This is a genomic window from Bacillota bacterium (assembly GCA_023511455.1).
Lineage (GTDB): Bacteria > Armatimonadota > HRBIN16 > HRBIN16 > HRBIN16 > HRBIN16.
Genome location: JAIMBJ010000011.1, coordinates 65,339 through 82,163, shown reverse-complemented (window position 1 = coordinate 82,163; position 16,825 = coordinate 65,339). Strand labels below are relative to the sequence as shown.

Below are 16,825 nucleotides of genomic sequence, written 5' to 3'. Positions count from 1 at the left end.
ATACTCAATGAGCTGCGGCGTGTCAGCAGTGAACCAGCAGTGCTTCCATCCCTATATAGTGCAAGATTCGTACCAAAACGGGCGTTTTTGCTCCTTTTTACAGGTTTCTTGCAAAAATCTTTCAGGGCAACAGACGGCTGATGAGCTCCTCATCCGCCGAGTCGGGATACCGCCGGGCGATACTGCTGGCGAAGCGTTTGAAATCTGCCAGCGTGACCGCACGCTTGCCCCGCTTCTGAGAGAGATACGCCGCTCCCACAATGGCAGAGCACTCCGCCCCGAAGTTTTCGTCGCTGATGGAGCGTTCGCCCTTGCGCACACACTCGATCATGTTGCGTATCTCCCCGTAGAACGAGGACGGCCAGTACTCCCAGGTGGGACCGGTCGCCTCCACACGGCGGCATCCACCGGTAGCATCCTCCACCACCACAATGCGCCTGTCATCCTCGTGGGTAAAACGGATGGTGCCCATCGTGCCGATAATCACCGTGTCGGGCGAGTCGCGGTGGCTCCACGAACCTTCCACGTGCGCCGTGCTCCACGCCCCCGTTTGGGGATGTTCGAAGCGGATGAGGATGTGCCCGTCGTCTTCCACGCGCACCGGCTGGAACTGCCCCGACAGGATACGCTGTGGCATGCGGATGGTGATGCCAATCGGTTCAGCAGCTTTAACGGTGGTGGGGCGTTTGTCCAGCCCCGACAGATACCATGATGCGCCGACAGCGTGAATGCCGTTATCCAGCAGGGAACCGCCCCCGCCCGTGTCGGCGTTCCAGAAGTTGGGGTTGCCCTCGGGCCCGCCATGCGCCGTCGCCAGAAACATCATGACCGGCTCGCCAATCCAGCCGGCGTCGATAACCTTTTTGGCGGTGTAGTAGAAGGGGTCCCACAGCCAGTTCTCGTTGTGCTGGTACAGCTTGCCCGTGCGCTGTACGGTTTCCACCACACGTATACACTCCAGCCAGGTGCGCGCCATCGGCTTCTCGCACATCACATGCACGCCTGCCTCCAGCGCGGCAATCGCCATCGGTGCGTGCAGGTTGGGCTGCGTGCAGATGTCTACCAGGTCCAGCTGTGCCTCACGGAGCATTGTCTGCACATCCTGGTACATCTTCACCTCTTTGAGGTCTTGCCTGAGACGTTCGGCAGTTGCCATATCACCCCGCTCTTCCGCCTGCTTCGCTTTCTGCTTATACACCTCTTTCATGCGCGCCTCGGCAGCTGCCAGACTCTCCGTCGACACATCGCACAGCGCGACGAGCTGGCACGCGGGCAGGTCGGGATACGCGGGCAGATGCGCCCCGCGAAAGATGCCCCCCGTGCCAATGGCCCCCACACGTATCCGTTTCACGGTCAATTACCTCCTGCTCGTGAATGGTTAGCGGTCTATCTATTCGCAGACGGGGTCAGTGCGTCCTGTAGACAGAGAAGGGCAAGGCAGGTGATTAATCCTTGTAGCCTATAAGCAAGGACATCCTTACCCTTCTACAGAAGATATAAAGTAGGATGACCGAATTTGTGCTGTGTATCAACGACGGTGGCTATCACGCCAGCCTGATTGTAGGTAAAGTCTACCGACGGTCGGCTGATGCAGAGGCAGAATCCCTGAACCTCGTCCGAATTCTGGATGAGGACGCTTCTGAGCCAGAAGGGTACCTGTATCCCGCTTCCTTCTTTGTGCCGATTGAACTGCCCGAGCGAGCAAAAGAAGCACTGCTCGGCAGCACCGGGCGCGACGGCTAGATTCCGCTACCTCCATCCGGGCTGAACTTGTCCGGATACACCGACAGGGGCACCGCTTTCACCGTGCCTGATTGCAGTAGCACCAGCACCCATCCCCTTGCGCCCGGCGGTGGCGTGTCACGGCGGTTTTCCACCTTGAAAAAGGTCGCCCAGTGCCAGTTGCAGTCTGCCAGTGGCGTCTGCTCTCCCCATTTGCCTTCGCCATAGTGAGGGAATGGCTGCCACCAGCCCAGCTCATGCGCGATGCCCCAGTTCGGGATGTAGTCGTAGCTGACGCCTGTCGGTAGATACAGGTTACCTTCCAGACGAGGGTTACCCGGATGTTGTCCTCGTTGCGAGTCGGATGGACAGATGAACAACTGTGTGGAGGGCTGGTACGCTGGATAGAGCACGCTCAATCGCGGCGGTAGCGCCTCGTAGTCCTGCAGGTACATCCGCGCTGCCATGCCGATTTGGCGCAGCTGGCTTGTGCAGGAAGCGCGGCGGGCGCTCGCCCGCACCTGCGCAAACACTGGGAACAATACCGCCGCCAGCAAAGCGATGATGGCAATGACGACGAGCAGCTCCACCAGCGTAAAGCCGGGTGTCCAGCGTTTCATGGTGTGCTCCTGAGATAGAATTCCACTCTTTATGATGACACAGGAGGCAAACTGGTTACAGCGGTTCTCGCAGGCTGGCAGGATTCAGGCGTCCAGGCGATAAGGCTTGAGCATCTCTGCCAAATCGTGGGTGACCTCCGCCTCCACGAGAATGCCATCGGCGGTATACTCCGCGCTATGCACACGCCCCAGTTCGTAACACTGAGCCAGCAGGTTGCTCTGCGTGTAGGGCAAACGCACCTTCACCGGCTGCAGCAACGACCGCAACGTGGCGAGGATATGGTTCATCAGCTCGGGGATGCCTTCCGCCTTCAGCGCGGAGATGTAAACGGCGTTCGGCGTTTCCGCCACCAGCTGGCGCAGGCGATAGGTATCTTTCACCAGGTCCGCTTTATTGTATGCGGTGATGATGGGCTTGTTGTGTGCGCCCAGCTCCGCCAGCACGTTCATCACAGCCTGTCTCTGCAGCTCCAGCTGGGGATGACTGGCATCCACCACGTGGATGAGAAAATCCGCCTCCGTCACTTCCTCCAGAGTGGCGCGGAAAGCGGCGACCAGCGAGTGAGGCAGGTTGCGGATGAAACCGACGGTATCCGACAGCAACACGCCCCACCCATCAGGCAACACGATGCGGCGCACGGTGGGGTCGAGCGTGGCAAAGAGATGTTCGTCGGTGTAGATATGTGCGCCCGAGAGGGTGTTCAGCAGGGTGGACTTGCCCGCACTGGTATAGCCGACCAGCGCTCCAAAAGGAAACGGTAGCCTTCGCCTGCCCTGCCGTTGCTGACTGCGCTGGCGAGCGACCTGCTCCAGCTCGCGCTGCAGGTCCGCGATGCGCTCGCGCACCTTGCGCCTATCCTGCTCCAGTTTGGTCTCGCCCGGTCCACCGCGCACCCCGATATGTCCCGCCTGCTGTTCGAATTTGGTGTACACGCTCATCAGTCGGGGCAGCTCGTAGGTCAGCTGTGCCAGTTCCACCTGCAGTTTCCCTTCTCTGGTGTGAGCGCGCTGTGCGAAGATGCGCAAAATGAGCTCCGTGCGGTCTATCACGCGAGTCTGCAGGATGTCTTCCAGATTGCGCTGCTGTAACGGCGTCAGGTCGTCATCCACGATGACCAGGTCGGCGTTGACCTCGCGCACCTGCGGGAAGAGCAGTTCCGCCTTTCCCCTGCCGATGAAGGTAGCGGCGTCGGGGCGGTTGCGTCGCTGGCGGCTCTCACCCACTACCTCCAGACCGGCTGTATCACACAGGGCACGTAACTCTTCCTCGACGTAACTGTCCAGCTCGGGATCGGGGTTCACAAAGATGAGAAAGGCGCGCTCACGCTCCTGTACCACGTGCAGGCGTGGCGCAGGGTGCTGTATTTCGGTTGTCTCAACCGGCGGGCTGAAGTTTCGCTGCGGCATCGTTGCCTTTACCTCTTCGGTGGAGATTCGGGATAGTATCCCAACATTAGTATATCCCGTTGCTCATGATGCACGCAAGGTGACCTCAAAACCGCACTGCGTACAACTTCACGAACGCTTCAGTGGTATACACCTCGTCCTCGCTGCCGAACTGCTCGCGGACGTAGCGTCTGGTCTGTTCCATCAGCTCGTGGTGTGCTTCGTCGGTAATGTCCCAGAGCTGCGAATAGGTGCGCTTGTCCAGCTCCTGCAGTACCTCGCGATGGGTACGCCGCGCCAGCCACTGCAGGGAGGGGTGTTCGATAAGGGTAACTGCCCCGCCCAGTACCCGCACAAACTCCAGAACCTCGTCGGTGCTCTGCGCCCCCAGCGTGGGGCGCAACAGTCCACGCTCGCCCGCCAGGTGGATGTAGTATTCTCGTGTTGGAAAACGCTTGCCGCTCTCGTAAAGCAGAAACAGCACACCGTTCTGTCGCAGCACACGCTGGCATTCCAGAAGCACCCATCGCCAGTCCGCAATCAAATGCAATACGTGCGCCACCAGCACCGCCGAGATGAAGCGCGACCGCACGGGCAGCCGTCTCAGGTCCGCCCGTGCCACATACAGGTTGGCAGGAGGGTGCTTCTGGAGCAGACGGCGCATCATGTTGCGGGCGACATCCACTCCCAGCACGTTCACTCCGCGCCGCGCCATCGGCAGGGCGAAACGCCCGGTGCCCACCCCTGCGTCCAGAAACCAGTCCTCACCGCCCAGAGAGGCTGTGGAGACCATCCGCTCCACCACCGCCTCGAGTACGGTCTCCGGCAAGAAGCGGGTGGCGTCGTAGTCGTCAGCAACCCGATCGAAGCTCAGATACTGTATCAACGGTTTGCCTTCCACCGTTCCACAATACCGCGCGCGTAGTCAAAGGATTGCGCCACGCGCTGCAGCTGTTGCTCTTCGGTCAGGTTTTCGCCCTCGATTCCTTCCAGCTCCATCGTGAACGGGCCACAAAAGCCTCTGTCCAGCAGCAGGCGGAAGATTTCGGGAAAGTCCACCGCACCCTGCCCCAGCGTGGGAAAGTACCACGTGCGTGGCTTACCGTTGGTGTCTTTCAGATGCACGCTGAATACATGGTCAAGCACCTTGCGGAGCTCGGTCACCGAGTCCGTGCCTTCGTTGTAGTAGTAGATATTGGCAGTGTCGAAGTTGATACCCACGTTCGGATGGGCAATCGCCCGCATAGTCTGCGATGCCACATCGCCGTTGGTGATAAGGTCGGGGTGCGTCTCCATTGCCACTTTCACGCCCAGTTGCGCGGCGATGTCGCCCATCCGGCGAACGCGGCGGTATACATCGGTCAGCGGTATTTCCCCTGCGTGCACACTCACAAAGGCGATATGCGCTCCCATTCTTCGCACCGCTTCTGCGATGCCGGCAAAGCCCTCTGCGCCCTCATCCGAAGAGACATCACAGGGGCATATCACACTGGAAATGCGCAGGTCGTACGGCTCTATCTGTCTGAGCCACTCGTCGGCGTCCCCCGGCTTGCCGATACTCACCTCGGCGTAACGGATACCAGTGGCTTTCATGTGTTCAAACGCCCGCTGACGGTATTTGCCGTAGCTGTATACGTTGCAGGCGATGATGATGTCCTCCATAGGAAGGTCTCCTGTGTCTGTAATGGAGATATATTCGCCTCGCGCAGGAGGGTTCCTTTACACGCCTGTTATCCTGCGCAGGCGACGCAGAGTGGCTCCAAACAGACCCGGCGAACGTGACGCATCTCCGAGGCGACGCAGTAAACGGGCGAACCAGCTGCGACGGCTCAAGCCTGCGCTGATGGCAGCAGCACGACGGTCCTGTTCCGATAGGCAATAGTCGAAGTCACCGTGCAGTATCGCCAGCTGGAACCAGTACTCGAAAAGATGAATGTCCGCGACCTTACCCTTCCGCAACTGCGCGGGCAGGCGATTCAGAAGCACACGGGGCAAATTCCACTCGCCCCGGCGGTTGAGCAGGTCGGTACCGAAAAAGTCGCTTACCTTTTGCATCAGGTACAGCATTCCCCGATCCACCACCATGTCCAGCGGCAGGGGAACGCCAATGTTCCATTCGAGGTCAATCAGCGTCACCTCACCAGTGGCTTCGTTAAGCAAGCAGTTTCGCGGGGTGAGGTCCAGACTGTCTGGAGGCAACCACTGGTTGCCGGGTGTGTACACCACGTGCCCCATCCTCCGCGTGCAAAAAGCGGTGAACTGTTCACTGTAGTGGTAGTAACCTTCCGATGCGACATGCGAGAGAAGGGTGGCGTACCACCTCAGCAGGGCAGAAGCCGCCTCCGCATAGCGTTTGTGCCACAGGCTGTCGATAAACAGATGCTCGATATTCTTCAGACGCTGATAGTATGGCTCGCTGGTATCGCTGTGTGAATGCACCGGTGCAGGGCGGTTTAACCAGTCGCCTCGTACTGTCTCCACATGGATACCGTCGTTCTCCTTGAGGAAGAACTTGGTCTGGCGGAAGGAAGGCGCACACTGACTGCGCACTTTTACCGCCAGGATGGACTCCCATATGTCGGGCATGGGCTGGCGCGAAGCAATCACCAGAAAGGAGTTCATGAAGGCGGATGGAGGAGCGTTTCTGGCGACCATACGCAGGAACTCGCGCTCGTTGAATAGAGGTCGTTGGCGCAAAGAGTAGTCCACGGTGGGCAGATTCAGCAGCGTCAGCCAGTCGAAGCCGGGTTCACTGAAGCTTCTCTCGGACAGAATCACCTCAGGCATTTTGTAATCCGGGAAGGGGTAGAACCAGAGCTGATAGTGCAAGCCCGCATCCTGCAGCTTGCTCTGCAGCAAACCTTTGTCGAAGGTGCGGATACCGTTGTAATCCGGGTAGCCCGAAACGCTTTCGTAAGGCACGCCGTAGTGGTCTTCGCGGTAGCCCGCCAGATACTTGTGCCCGATGGGGTTTTCGATGGCAATCACCAGCCTGCCATCGGGCTTCAGCCAGTGACACAGCAGTCGGATCAGGTGAGATGCCGCATCCGGGCGAGCGATATACCTGCCCGCGTACTCCAGCACGCCTATCAGCAGGATGACGTCGAACGGCTCGGCAGGCTCATAGTCCTCGATATTTGCAGTGACCACCTCGAGGTGTGAAGCATGTCGGCACCGCAGGCGGATTAACTCGGCGCGTTGAGGCGCACCCTCCACCGCCACAATGCGACGCACCGCTGGCACACGACAGAGGTAAGAGGTGATAGCACCACAGCCAGCTCCCACCTCCAGCACGTTTATCCCACTCCTGACCGTCGGTAGCCAGTTGATAATGTTGGCGCGGGCAGGAGAAAGATGATAAGACAACGGCCACCAGTTGTACTCCACCCAGGCGTGTTGCTCGTCGAAGTGCTCACGCTGGAAGATGTCGTACAGAATCGCCTCTGCACCGTCCGCGTACTGGAAAGGCGCTCGTTGGGAAGAGGTGCCGGTAGATACGCAATCCTGTATACCCTGTGCCCCCGAATCTGCCATAACCCGCTCTCCACTATTTTCCTCTACAATAGGCTGTGGGATAGCCCGTGCCTGCAAGCCAACCATCTTTCATGACGCACGGCAGTGGTTGCGGGTTCAATCCGGGAAGATGCACCTTTTTCGGGCACAATATCGCGTTCGAAGCAACGATTCGCTTCATCCTGAGAGAAAAAAATCGAAAAAAGTTCGAAAACCTGTTGACACGCGCGAACAGTTAGTTTATAGTGAATATAAGCAAGGTTACGGGGGGCATCGCAGGTGGCACAGTACAATACCTTGCAGATGATGCCCTTCACCTTGAACCAGATACAAATCGGTCAAAGCAAACCAGAACTGTCGGGAGGCAAGCAGGATGATTTCATCCCGCTATGACGACGGAAGTCTGCGCTTCCAGAACATGCAGGACGAGGAGGTCGTCGTCTACGCGAAATGCGGTAGCCAGCAAGCGACAGAGCATCTGCTTGCGAAGTACCGCGGTATGGTGGAAAGCAAAGCACGCTCCTATTTCCTCATGGGAGCCGACCACGAAGATGTGGTGCAGGAGGGCATGATTGGGCTGTTCAAAGCCATCCGCGACTTCCGTGAGGATAAGTTGACCAAGTTCCGACCGTTCGCTGAACTGTGCGTCACCCGTCAGATTATCACCGCCGTCAAGATGGCGACCCGTCAGAAGCATGCCCCGCTTAATGCGTACATCTCCCTGAACCGCCCCCTGAACGATGACGATAACGACTCCACTCTGCTGGAAATCATTCCGGATGAGAGTGTGGCCGACCCGGCTGCCGTCGTGGTGGACCAGCGCCAGCCTCGCAACCTTCTGGAGATGCTGGATGGGCACCTGAGTAACCTGGAAGCGCGGGTGCTCGAATGCTATCTGGAGGGGATGTCCTATCGCGAGATGTCGAAGGTGCTGGGCTGCCGCCCCAAATCCATCGACAACGCTCTACAGCGCGTGAAGAGGAAGGTTAGCATCCTGCTCGCACGCGAAGAGGAGTGACGCACTACCGCCGCGGGAAGCATCCCGCGGCGGTTTCTGTTATCCATTCTGCGCCCGCAACAGCCTTTCTATGATACGGCGCACCGGCGAGGGAACAGGTAGAAGCCTCGCTTCCTTCGGTAGAACCCAGCGTGTCGCCTCATCATCTGTCACCGCTTCTTCACGCAGAGTACAGCGCATCACATGCAGAGTGACCGAGTAATGCATCACCCCATGCCGGATCACCAGGACAGGCTCGCAGTGCCCCAACTGCAACCCGATGGTTTCCGCCGCCCGCCGAGCGGCTTGCTCCAGAGTTTCTCCGTCCTGCACACGCACTCTGGGAAATCCCCACAGCCCATGCCATAAACGCCCGTCCGTGTGCTTGACCATCAGCCATCGCACGCCCTGCTCTATCACCACACACACATCCTGCACCTTGACGGGATGGCGACGGGTCGGCTTTATCGGAATGCTTGCCTGACGCCCTTCCTGAAAGGCGCGGCATACCCCGGCGAGTGGACATATCAAACAGCGCGGCTCACGAGCGGTACATACCAGCGCGCCCAGGTCCATCAAAGCCTGATTGAACTCGCCGGGTGCGTGCTCAGGAAGGATTTGCCGACAGGCTTCTGTCAGATGCCGGCGGCTGGGGATGCGCGTGATGTCCTGGTCGAAAGCAAGCAGGCGGGCGAGGATACGGTAGCCGTTGGCGTCCAGCGCGGGTTCCGGTTTGCCGCAGGCGATGCTGACCACCGCTCCCGCGGTGTACTCGCCGATGCCGGGTAGCTGCAACAGGGCATCCACTCTACAGGGAACGGTACCGTTATGCCGCCGGCACAGCTGTTGTGCCGCACGGCGCAGGCTGCGAGCGCGGTTGTAGTAGCCCAGCCCCGACCAGTAGCGCAGCACCTCTTCCTCACCGGCTCGCGCCAGGTCGGCAACGGTGGGAAACCTCTGCAGGAACCTTTCCAGATACGGCAAGACGGTTTCTACCTGTGTCTGCTGCAACATGGTGGCGGCTACCAGCAGGTGATAGGGTTCGGGATTTTCCTGCCAGGGCATGGGGCGCGCGTTCACCTTATACCATTCCAGCAGAAGCTGCGGGATGGCTCGAAGCTGCTCTGGTGTCCACATAATGGCTGGCTATCCCCCAAAGATACTGCGCAGATTCAGCCCGCCGTCTCCGCTAATCACGAAGCCGGGGAAGTAGCGGCGCAGGTCGTATTTGTCCAGAATCTGCTGAAGCTCATAGTTCGCCTGCAGGATCTGGGTGTCCACATCGGTAGAAGCAGTGCCCTGCATCTGCGACAGCACCTGCAGCGCGGCGTTGGGGTCGGTCTGCGCCTGTTGCAGAGCCAAATATACTTTGGTCATGTAGGCGACGGTGGATGCCAGCATCTTCCGGTACGCCTCATGCAGGGGCTGACAGGCGGGCGGTGGCTGTTTCGACTCGAACATCTGGCTGAGCTGCGCCCACCTCTGCGAGTAGTCCTGAGGAGCCTGCTGTACCGCGCTCATGCGTTGCTGCATTTCCTGCTCGTCAATGGTTGCCCGCATCGCCATCGCGTTCACGAAGGCGTTGAACGCCGGGGTCAGGTCACGCTGCATCGCCTGACGCTGCGCCTCTATCCTCTGCAAATGTTTCAAGTAGTCGATAATATCATCCGGTGGACGCTTTTGGGGTTCCTGCGGAGGCGGCTGTGCCTCGCCTTCCGCCCGAAGCAGGTTCGTATCGGGCAGCTGGGGAGCGGGCGCCAACAGCACGTTGCCACCGGGCGGCGCACTCGCCTGGCGGTGGGTAATCGGGAAAAGGTGACGTCCCAGCAGGATACCGACGACCAGTATCACCAGCACTCCCGCACCGATGAGAGCTGCCTTGCGATTCATCGTTCCTCACCATCCTTCTGAGTATCCAGACGCAACAGGCAGTCCAAAAGTTCCATGTGCCTCAGTATAGCACCGCTTGACGACGAATGCAAATGGCTGCTGGAGATGTGGAGGAAACCCCCGCACTCCAAGCCCGCGTCACCCCGCACGCTCTGAGTCGTTCGTTTTGTTTGTGGTCGCCGAGCACTTAACGACGCGCAAGGGTATCGGTTGCGCATCTTTGCGCTCTTTCTTCCACGGTGGGGCGCGTTGTCAGCCACACCCCGCTCAGCACCATCGCGGAGCCAATAGCGGTATACACACCGAACGGCTCCTTCAGCCACAACACACCCATCAACGCGCCAAACACCGGTTGCACGAAGATGAACACGCCCATATTGCCCACATGATGGCGCTCCATCAGCACAAACCACACCGCATAGCAAAACGCGCTGTTCACCATGCCCAGATAGAACACCGCTCCCAGCGCGGCAGAAGATGGAACGGCAGGCGAAGCCGCCCAGAACAGGTAAGCCGGTATCGCCAGAGCTAGCGTTGCACCCACGCTTTCCCAGAACAACACCACGATACCGCTGTACCGGCGCGTTAAGCCTCGCGATAGCACCGTTCCCGTGCCTTCCACCAGTACCGACAATGCCACCAGCAAGTTGCCTATCAGGGTACCTCTGTCGTTCAGGGGAGGTATCAACCCACGATTGATAAGCAGATAGGCACCCGCAAAGCCCAGCACCATCCCCCACACCGCCCGCCTGGACATGCCTTCGCGCAGCAACAGCACCGACATCACCGCCATCACCAGCGGTTCTGCAGCCAGCAGCAATGTGGCGTCCACTGCGGTGGTATACTTCAGCCCGACGAATACCAGAATATGCACCAGCCCCAGAGCCAGTGCGCCCAACCCAAGCGCACGAAACAGGTCGGAACGAGGCAATCTCAGTGATACTCGCAGCACAGCGCGAGCAAACAGGGGCAACAGCAACATGGCGATAGCCCACCGCGCCCATGCCAGGGTCACCGATGGAACGCCTCCGCTGATAGCAAACTTCGCCATCGGGTACGCCGCCGCCCACAGCACGTTGATAAAAAACAGCAGCGCGGCGTCAATCAAGGTTTCACCTCAAGAAAATTGCCCCGTTAGCGCGGGGCATCTTCAGTATCCCAAAATATTCCGGAATCGGACGGTCAACCTATGGTGCCGGAGGGGGGACTCGAACCCCCACGCCTGTTCGGCACCCGCTTTTGAGGCGGGCGCGTCTACCATTCCGCCACTCCGGCGTGTAGCACCAGATAGAGTATAACCAGCCTCCCCCAAAATGTCAAGGAGAAGCGAGGGTGTTCGGGAATTGTGGAGAAGTTGGTTGTAGCGCAAGGAGAGAGGCGGTCTTGCTACCCCTTGTCTTACCTCACCCCGTCCCCTCTCCTACGAGGAGAGGGGCGTTCCCCCTTCCCTCGCAGGGAAGGGGGCAAGGGGATTAGGTGATCCTCCATTCAACCACCAATGTGGAACACCCTCAGGAGAGGCGGGGCTGGCACTCGGCGGGGGATTCGCACAGGGGAATCGCCTGTGGGACTGGCGAATGGTGATAAATTGTAAAGAGAGAGGAGGAAGACAAACACGATGGAAGTGGTAGGCATCATTCCTGCGAGGCTGGCAGCGGTGCGCCTGCCGAACAAGCCCTTGCTGGACATCGCGGGCAAGCCCATGATATGGTGGGTGTGGCACAACGCCAAACAGGCGAAAACGCTGAGTGAGGTGATGGTTGCCACGCCTGATGAACAAATCGCCGAGGTCGTGCGGGGCTTCGGCGGCATCGCGGTAATGACCTCGCCCAAACATCGCTCCGGTACCGAGCGATTGGCGGAGGCGGCTCAAAACCTCTCTGCAGATATCATCGTTAACATCCAAGGGGACGAACCGCTGATGCCGCCGGAGAACATCGACGCGGTAGCGCGCCCTCTAGTGGAAGACCCTACCCTGCCGATGAGCAGTCTGATGTGCCCCGCCACCGAGGAAGAGAAGGACAAACCGACGGTGGTGAAAGTGGTGGTCGACTGCAGGGGCAACGCGCTGTACTTTTCGCGCTCACGCATTCCCTATCCGCGCGACCCTGCCGCCCCCGCTATCGTCTACAAGCATCTGGGCATCTACGCTTACCGACGTGATTTCCTGCTTCAGTACGCCGCGATGGAGCCGACCCCGCTGGAGCAGACGGAGATGCTGGAGCAGCTGCGCGTGCTGGAAAACGGCTACCGTATCCGCATGGTGCGCGTCGAGCAGACCTCCATTGGCGTCGACACCGAGGAAGACCTGAACAGGGTGCGCACCATCATCGCGCAACGTCAGGGGGGATAGCCGATGTTGCCTGTGCTGGTGACCGCGGAAGAGATGCGCCAGATGGACCGACGCACCATCGAGGAGTTCGGCATCCCTGGCTTGCTGTTGATGGAGAACGCGGGACTGCAGGTGGTCACACATACGGAGAGGCGGTTGGGCAGCTGGCGGGGCAAGCGCGTGCTGGTGCTGTGCGGCGGCGGCAACAACGGCGGCGACGGTATGGTGGTCGCCCGCCAGGTCGCACAGCGAGGCGCAGAGGTTCAGGTGGTGCTGGTCGCTGACCCTGCGAAAGTGACGGGTGATGCCCTTACCAACCTGCAAATCGTGCAAAAGCTGGGTTTGCCCCTGCATGTTCTGCGCTCTGTGGAGCACCTGCACTCCATCTGGGCAAACCGATGGGACATCGTGGTGGATGCCCTGCTCGGTATCGGCGTCACCGGCGAGGTACGGGGTCTCGTCGGTGAGACGATACGCTTTTTCGGCGAGTGCTCTGTGCCGGTGGTGGCAGTGGACGTGCCTTCGGGCATCGACGCCGACACGGGAGCGGTACGCGGTTGCGCCATGCGCGCCACGCTCACGGTCACTTTCGGCGCGATGAAGGTGGGGGTGGCAGTATACCCGGGCGCAGAGTTCGCTGGCGAAGTGGTGGTAGCTGACATCGGCATCCCAGCGGCAGTGGTGGAACAGGCGGACATTACCCGCCGTCTGATAACGCGGGAGCAGGTGCACCGGTGGCTGCCGGTTCGTCCCGCCGACGCGCACAAAGGACGGTTCGGGCATGTGCTGGTGGTAGGAGGTTCGGTAGGGCTGGCAGGTGCGCCGATGATGGCGGCGGAAGCCGCACTGCGCGTGGGCGCGGGGTTATGTTCGGTGGCGGTTCCCCAGAGCATGTACGCAGCCGCGGCGGGTACTCTGCGCGAGGCGATGGTTCGTCCCCTGCCGAATGCTCCGGAAGGCTGTTTGAGCGCAGAATCCATCGACGCGATATCGCCTCTGCTGGAGCGGGCAAACGTGCTTGCCATCGGGCCGGGCTGGGGCACATATCTCCCTGCTCGCCAGGCGTTGCGCAAGCTGCTGAGCATCGCCGAGGCTCCCTGCGTCATCGACGCCGATGCCCTGAACTGTATCGCGCAAGAGCCAGACATCCTGCCCGAGTCGCCCCCGCCACTGGTGTTCACGCCGCACCCGGGCGAGATGGCGAGGCTGATGAACACCGATACGGCGACCGTGCTGGCGAACCGTCTGGCGATAGCACAGGAGGCGGCACACCGTTTTGGGGCGGTTGTCGTGCTGAAGGGAGCGCGCACTGTCATTGCCACGCCCGAAGGCAGAATCTGGGTGAACCCCACCGGCAATGCAGGCATGGCAACGGGCGGCAGTGGCGACGTGTTGACCGGAGCGATAGCAGGGTTGCTGGCGCAGGGGCTGGATGCGGAGCACGGTGCAACCGCAGGCGTATATATACACGGACTGGCAGGCGACCTTGCCGCGCAGAAGGAGGGAGCGGCAGGCTTGATAGCAGGAGATATTATCCGCTGCCTGCCGGAGGCGATAATGCATATCGAGCAGTCTGGAGGGTGAGAAGATGCTGCGTATTGCATGGCTGACATGTTTGGCATTCATGGCAACGGCGGTCTACGCGCTGCCCGATAAGGTGACGGTGAACGTGCCCAGCGAGGGCAAGTATCTGGTGTGGTTGGAATCGGCGAACGGTCAGACGGTGTTCCTGCCACCGAATGAGAGCACTGGCGGTAAGGTGGAGCTGGACATTGCCTCGCTGAAAAAGCGGTTCGCCGATACCGCGGACAAGACACTGGAAGGTGCGCGCGTCGGCGTGTACGACATGAAGTACGGCAACCTCGCTCTGGTTACCCTGAAGCCCAACGACACCACCGTCACCGTCACCCCTGACCAGTTCCAGTACGCGATGCGCGTGCAGGTGCGTTTGCAAACGCCGGAGGATAAGCCCATCGCCGCCGCCTTCGTGATGCTTACCGATGCCAGCAACACCATCCACACTGCCCTGCTGGAACCGTCTCAAAACGGAATCGTCTCGCTGGAGCGGGTGAAACTGGGCAAGGTAAGCGTGCTGGTGAACTACGGCAACAACCTCACCGCTTCGCAGGAGGCGGAGATCCAAGCCGAACGTGCCGACCCGGTGGTAACCCTGACGATGGTCATCTCCAGCGGCGCACCGGTGCTGGATACCGCACCCACCACGCCTCAGCCGACCTCGCAGGCGCAACCTGCGGCACCCTCTCCGACAAGGGCACCCCGCGCTTTTCCGGTGTGGAACACACTGCTTGGCTTGCTGGTGCTGGCGGGGTTGGTTTACAGCGGTTACCGCATCTGGAAGCGGAAGCAACTCACCCTCCCCGATGCCTTGAAGAAGCTCGGCATCGACGTGGCGCAGGAAGCCGCCGCTCCTCAGCCTGCCCAACCTGTCCAGAAACCGGCGGTGCAGGTTCCCGAAGGTCATTGCCCCTTCTGCGGTCAGCCGGTGGACCCGGTGACGGGAGCGTGTGCATGTTCGGTAGCGCCTGCGGCAGCGGGTGTTGTCGCTCCCACTGCGACCACGGTGGCGACCGGAGTGCCGCGCCTGGTGGGTGCGCGAGGCGCGTACGGGGGGCACATCTTCGAGATTAGCGGCGCGGAAGCCACTATTGGGCGCGAGGTGGGCAACACCATCCACCTGGGCACGGACAACACCGTCAGCCGACGACACGCACGTATTCTCAAGCAGGGCGATGGCTGGGTGATTCGCGACGAAGGCTCCTCCAACGGCACGTGGGTCAACGGCGTGCGTGTGACCGAGCAACCCCTGCGCCCGGGCGACGAGATACAGATTGGCGCAACCTTCTTCCGATGGGAAGTGTAAGCGATGATTGGCAGGCTGCTGCTGGGGTTATTGCTGGGAGGCGCAGGCGGGGTCGTGGGGTTCTCGATACAGGAACCGCTCATCGACCATCAGGCGGTGATGCTCAACCCGGTTGCAGCCGCGCGAGAGACCATCTGGCTGGCGGTCATCTTGGGCGGGTGCTACGGCTTCGCGCTGGGGATGGTGGACAGCCTCACGCGCGGGCTGCCGGGTCAGGCAGTGCGCAAAGGGCTGCTTACCGCGTTCGTCGGTCTGCCCGGCACGACGATTGCCCTGTTCATCGGCAACCTCGTTTACGGCTCTTTGAGTAACCTTCTGGGGAACCCCGCTGGTATGGGCGCATCTCCCACCCCCCTCGGCTTCATCACCGACATTGTGCCCCGTACTGTCGGCTGGATGTTGTTTGGCGCAGGAATCGGCGCAGCCGTCGGGGTGACTACCGGCTCCGCAAAGCGATGGTGGCACAGCACGATAGGCGGCGCTATCGGAGGCGCGTTGGGCGGTATCGCGTTCGAGATATTCACGCTGATATTCGCCCCGCTCTATCTGGCGATGTCGGGTGGTGAACGGGTAGAGGTCGGTGCGCCGGGTCGGGCGGTGGGTTTCCCCGTGCTGGGGGCGAGCATTGGGTTCTTCATTGCGCTGGTTCAGGAGGCGTTGAAAGCGGCGTGGGTGCGCGTGGTGGTGGGTCGTAACGAGGGCAGAGAGTATCCGGTGGACAAACCCGTGTGCATTATCGGACGGGATGAGTACGCCGATATTCCCCTTTTTGGCGACCCTCAAATCGCGCCGCAGCACGCCCGCATCATCAAGCAACAGAACCGCCACCTGATAGAAGACCTCGGCTCGCCGGCGGGTACGCTGCTGAACGGACAGCCGGTACAGCAGGCATGGCTGAAGGATGGGGATACCATCCAGATAGCCTCCATGCGCCTGCAGTTTTTCGAAAAAGCCACACGCTCGCTGGTGCGAGAGGCGATGGAGAGGGTGGAGAAACCCTCCTCGCGCCCGCCCCTGCCTGACTACCTGTGCCCATACTGCGGTGAGCGCAAGGACCCGGTCACAGGGCAATGTGCGTGTAGCGTGTTGCCGGGCGCATCGGCACCGGCGGCGGCTCCTTCGGGGTCGCCATCCACGGCGTCGCCACCATTAACGGCTACCGCAGCGCAGCCCACCATGGGAACGGTTCCCACCCGACTGGTGGTAGTGAATGGTGTAAAGGCGGGCATGGCGTTGCCCCTGCAGGGTAACGTGGTGACCATCGGCAGAGAGCCGGGGCGCGACCTGCAGATCGACTTCGACCCCACCGTCAGCCGCCGGCACGCGCGGCTGGAGAGGCAGGGCACGCAGTGGGTTCTCATCGACGAAGGCTCGCGCAACGGCAGTTTCGTTAACGGGCAGCCTGTGCAACAGCAGTTGATACGGGTGGGCGACGTCTTGCGCTTTGGCAACACGGAAGTGCGGGTGGAGTAGAGGGTACAATG

15 protein-coding genes and 1 tRNA gene are annotated in these 16,825 nt (G+C 60.5%); 6 read left to right on the top strand and 10 right to left on the bottom strand.

The genetic code is table 11. The annotated features are described in order from the left end of the window. Positions 1–121: 121 nt before the first annotated feature. Positions 122–1,351, bottom strand: coding sequence for a Gfo/Idh/MocA family oxidoreductase (locus K6U75_08440; GenBank protein ID MCL6475063.1), 1,230 nt, complete (start codon positions 1,349–1,351; stop codon positions 122–124). Between the two features lie 155 nt (positions 1,352–1,506). Here K6U75_08440 and K6U75_08435 point away from each other — a divergent pair, with 155 nt between their 5' ends. Beyond that, positions 1,507–1,743, top strand: coding sequence for a hypothetical protein (locus K6U75_08435; GenBank protein MCL6475062.1), 237 nt, complete (start codon positions 1,507–1,509; stop codon positions 1,741–1,743). Here K6U75_08435 and K6U75_08430 read toward each other — a convergent pair. The 5 genes from K6U75_08430 to K6U75_08410 all read right to left on the bottom strand — a co-directional run bounded on the left by K6U75_08430 (position 1,740) and on the right by K6U75_08410 (position 7,262). Continuing rightward, positions 1,740–2,342 carry a type II secretion system GspH family protein gene (locus K6U75_08430; protein MCL6475061.1) on the bottom strand — a complete coding sequence of 201 codons (603 nt, stop codon included), beginning with the start codon at positions 2,340–2,342 and terminating at the stop codon, positions 1,740–1,742. The genes K6U75_08435 and K6U75_08430 overlap by 4 nt on opposite strands. A gap of 84 nt (positions 2,343–2,426) precedes the next feature. Next, on the bottom strand, positions 2,427–3,749 hold the full coding sequence (hflX, locus tag K6U75_08425) for a GTPase HflX (protein MCL6475060.1): 1,323 nt from the start codon (positions 3,747–3,749) through the stop codon (positions 2,427–2,429). An 85-nt stretch (positions 3,750–3,834) separates the two neighbouring features. Further along, the gene (locus tag K6U75_08420) at positions 3,835–4,614 is read right to left on the bottom strand and encodes a class I SAM-dependent methyltransferase (GenBank protein MCL6475059.1); all 780 of its coding nucleotides are present in this window, start codon (positions 4,612–4,614) and stop codon (positions 3,835–3,837) included. Further along, positions 4,611–5,390, bottom strand: coding sequence for a sugar phosphate isomerase/epimerase (locus K6U75_08415; protein MCL6475058.1), 780 nt, complete (start codon positions 5,388–5,390; stop codon positions 4,611–4,613). The genes K6U75_08420 and K6U75_08415 overlap by 4 nt, the downstream gene beginning before the upstream one ends. Before the next feature lie 57 nt (positions 5,391–5,447). Further along, positions 5,448–7,262 carry a class I SAM-dependent methyltransferase gene (locus K6U75_08410; protein MCL6475057.1) on the bottom strand — a complete coding sequence of 605 codons (1,815 nt, stop codon included), beginning with the start codon at positions 7,260–7,262 and terminating at the stop codon, positions 5,448–5,450. Positions 7,263–7,614: 352 nt separating this feature from the next. Between K6U75_08410 and sigH the strand changes: the two genes are divergently transcribed. After that, the gene (sigH, locus tag K6U75_08405) at positions 7,615–8,259 is read left to right on the top strand and encodes an RNA polymerase sporulation sigma factor SigH (protein ID MCL6475056.1); all 645 of its coding nucleotides are present in this window, start codon (positions 7,615–7,617) and stop codon (positions 8,257–8,259) included. Between the two features lie 39 nt (positions 8,260–8,298). Here the strand turns inward: sigH and K6U75_08400 are convergent, their stop codons facing one another. The 4 genes from K6U75_08400 to K6U75_08385 all read right to left on the bottom strand — a co-directional run bounded on the left by K6U75_08400 (position 8,299) and on the right by K6U75_08385 (position 11,403). Beyond that, positions 8,299–9,375 (bottom strand): A/G-specific adenine glycosylase, encoded by a 1,077-nt coding sequence (locus K6U75_08400; protein MCL6475055.1) that lies wholly within the window; start codon positions 9,373–9,375, stop codon positions 8,299–8,301. Between the two features lie 9 nt (positions 9,376–9,384). Then, positions 9,385–10,128: a hypothetical protein gene (locus K6U75_08395; protein MCL6475054.1), complete on the bottom strand. Its 744-nt coding sequence runs from the start codon at positions 10,126–10,128 to the stop codon at positions 9,385–9,387. A gap of 187 nt (positions 10,129–10,315) precedes the next feature. Continuing rightward, entirely contained in the window at positions 10,316–11,236 is a 921-nt protein-coding gene (locus K6U75_08390) for a DMT family transporter (protein MCL6475053.1), read from the bottom strand. A gap of 82 nt (positions 11,237–11,318) precedes the next feature. Further along, a tRNA-Leu gene (locus K6U75_08385) sits at positions 11,319–11,403 on the bottom strand. A 343-nt stretch (positions 11,404–11,746) separates the two neighbouring features. On the opposite strand from K6U75_08385, the gene kdsB reads away from it, so the two are divergent. The 4 genes from kdsB (at position 11,747) to K6U75_08365 (ending at position 16,814) form a co-directional block, all read left to right on the top strand. Next, on the top strand, positions 11,747–12,481 hold the full coding sequence (gene kdsB / locus K6U75_08380) for a 3-deoxy-manno-octulosonate cytidylyltransferase (GenBank protein MCL6475052.1): 735 nt from the start codon (positions 11,747–11,749) through the stop codon (positions 12,479–12,481). Positions 12,482–12,484: 3 nt separating this feature from the next. After that, positions 12,485–14,044, top strand: a complete 1,560-nt coding sequence (locus K6U75_08375; GenBank protein ID MCL6475051.1) for an NAD(P)H-hydrate dehydratase — start codon at positions 12,485–12,487, stop codon at positions 14,042–14,044. 592 nt (positions 14,045–14,636) lie between these two features. After that, complete coding sequence (locus tag K6U75_08370) at positions 14,637–15,341, top strand: FHA domain-containing protein (protein MCL6475050.1); 705 nt, start codon at positions 14,637–14,639, stop codon at positions 15,339–15,341. Positions 15,342–15,344: 3 nt separating this feature from the next. After that, positions 15,345–16,814: an FHA domain-containing protein gene (locus K6U75_08365; GenBank protein ID MCL6475049.1), complete on the top strand. Its 1,470-nt coding sequence runs from the start codon at positions 15,345–15,347 to the stop codon at positions 16,812–16,814. The last annotated feature ends 11 nt before the right edge of the window (positions 16,815–16,825 follow it).

Coding starts and splice junctions, on each gene's coding strand:
- K6U75_08435 (MCL6475062.1), top strand. CDS start 1,507: ATGACCGAATTTGTGCTGTGTATCAACGACGGTGGCTATCACGCCAGC.
- K6U75_08430 (MCL6475061.1), bottom strand. CDS start 2,342: ATGAAACGCTGGACACCCGGCTTTACGCTGGTGGAGCTGCTCGTCGTC.
- hflX (MCL6475060.1), bottom strand. CDS start 3,749: ATGCCGCAGCGAAACTTCAGCCCGCCGGTTGAGACAACCGAAATACAG.
- K6U75_08415 (MCL6475058.1), bottom strand. CDS start 5,390: ATGGAGGACATCATCATCGCCTGCAACGTATACAGCTACGGCAAATAC.
- K6U75_08410 (MCL6475057.1), bottom strand. CDS start 7,262: ATGGCAGATTCGGGGGCACAGGGTATACAGGATTGCGTATCTACCGGC.
- sigH (MCL6475056.1), top strand. CDS start 7,615: ATGATTTCATCCCGCTATGACGACGGAAGTCTGCGCTTCCAGAACATG.
- K6U75_08400 (MCL6475055.1), bottom strand. CDS start 9,375: ATGTGGACACCAGAGCAGCTTCGAGCCATCCCGCAGCTTCTGCTGGAA.
- K6U75_08395 (MCL6475054.1), bottom strand. CDS start 10,128: ATGAATCGCAAGGCAGCTCTCATCGGTGCGGGAGTGCTGGTGATACTG.
- kdsB (MCL6475052.1), top strand. CDS start 11,747: ATGGAAGTGGTAGGCATCATTCCTGCGAGGCTGGCAGCGGTGCGCCTG.
- K6U75_08375 (MCL6475051.1), top strand. CDS start 12,485: ATGTTGCCTGTGCTGGTGACCGCGGAAGAGATGCGCCAGATGGACCGA.
- K6U75_08370 (MCL6475050.1), top strand. CDS start 14,637: ATGGTCATCTCCAGCGGCGCACCGGTGCTGGATACCGCACCCACCACG.
- K6U75_08365 (MCL6475049.1), top strand. CDS start 15,345: ATGATTGGCAGGCTGCTGCTGGGGTTATTGCTGGGAGGCGCAGGCGGG.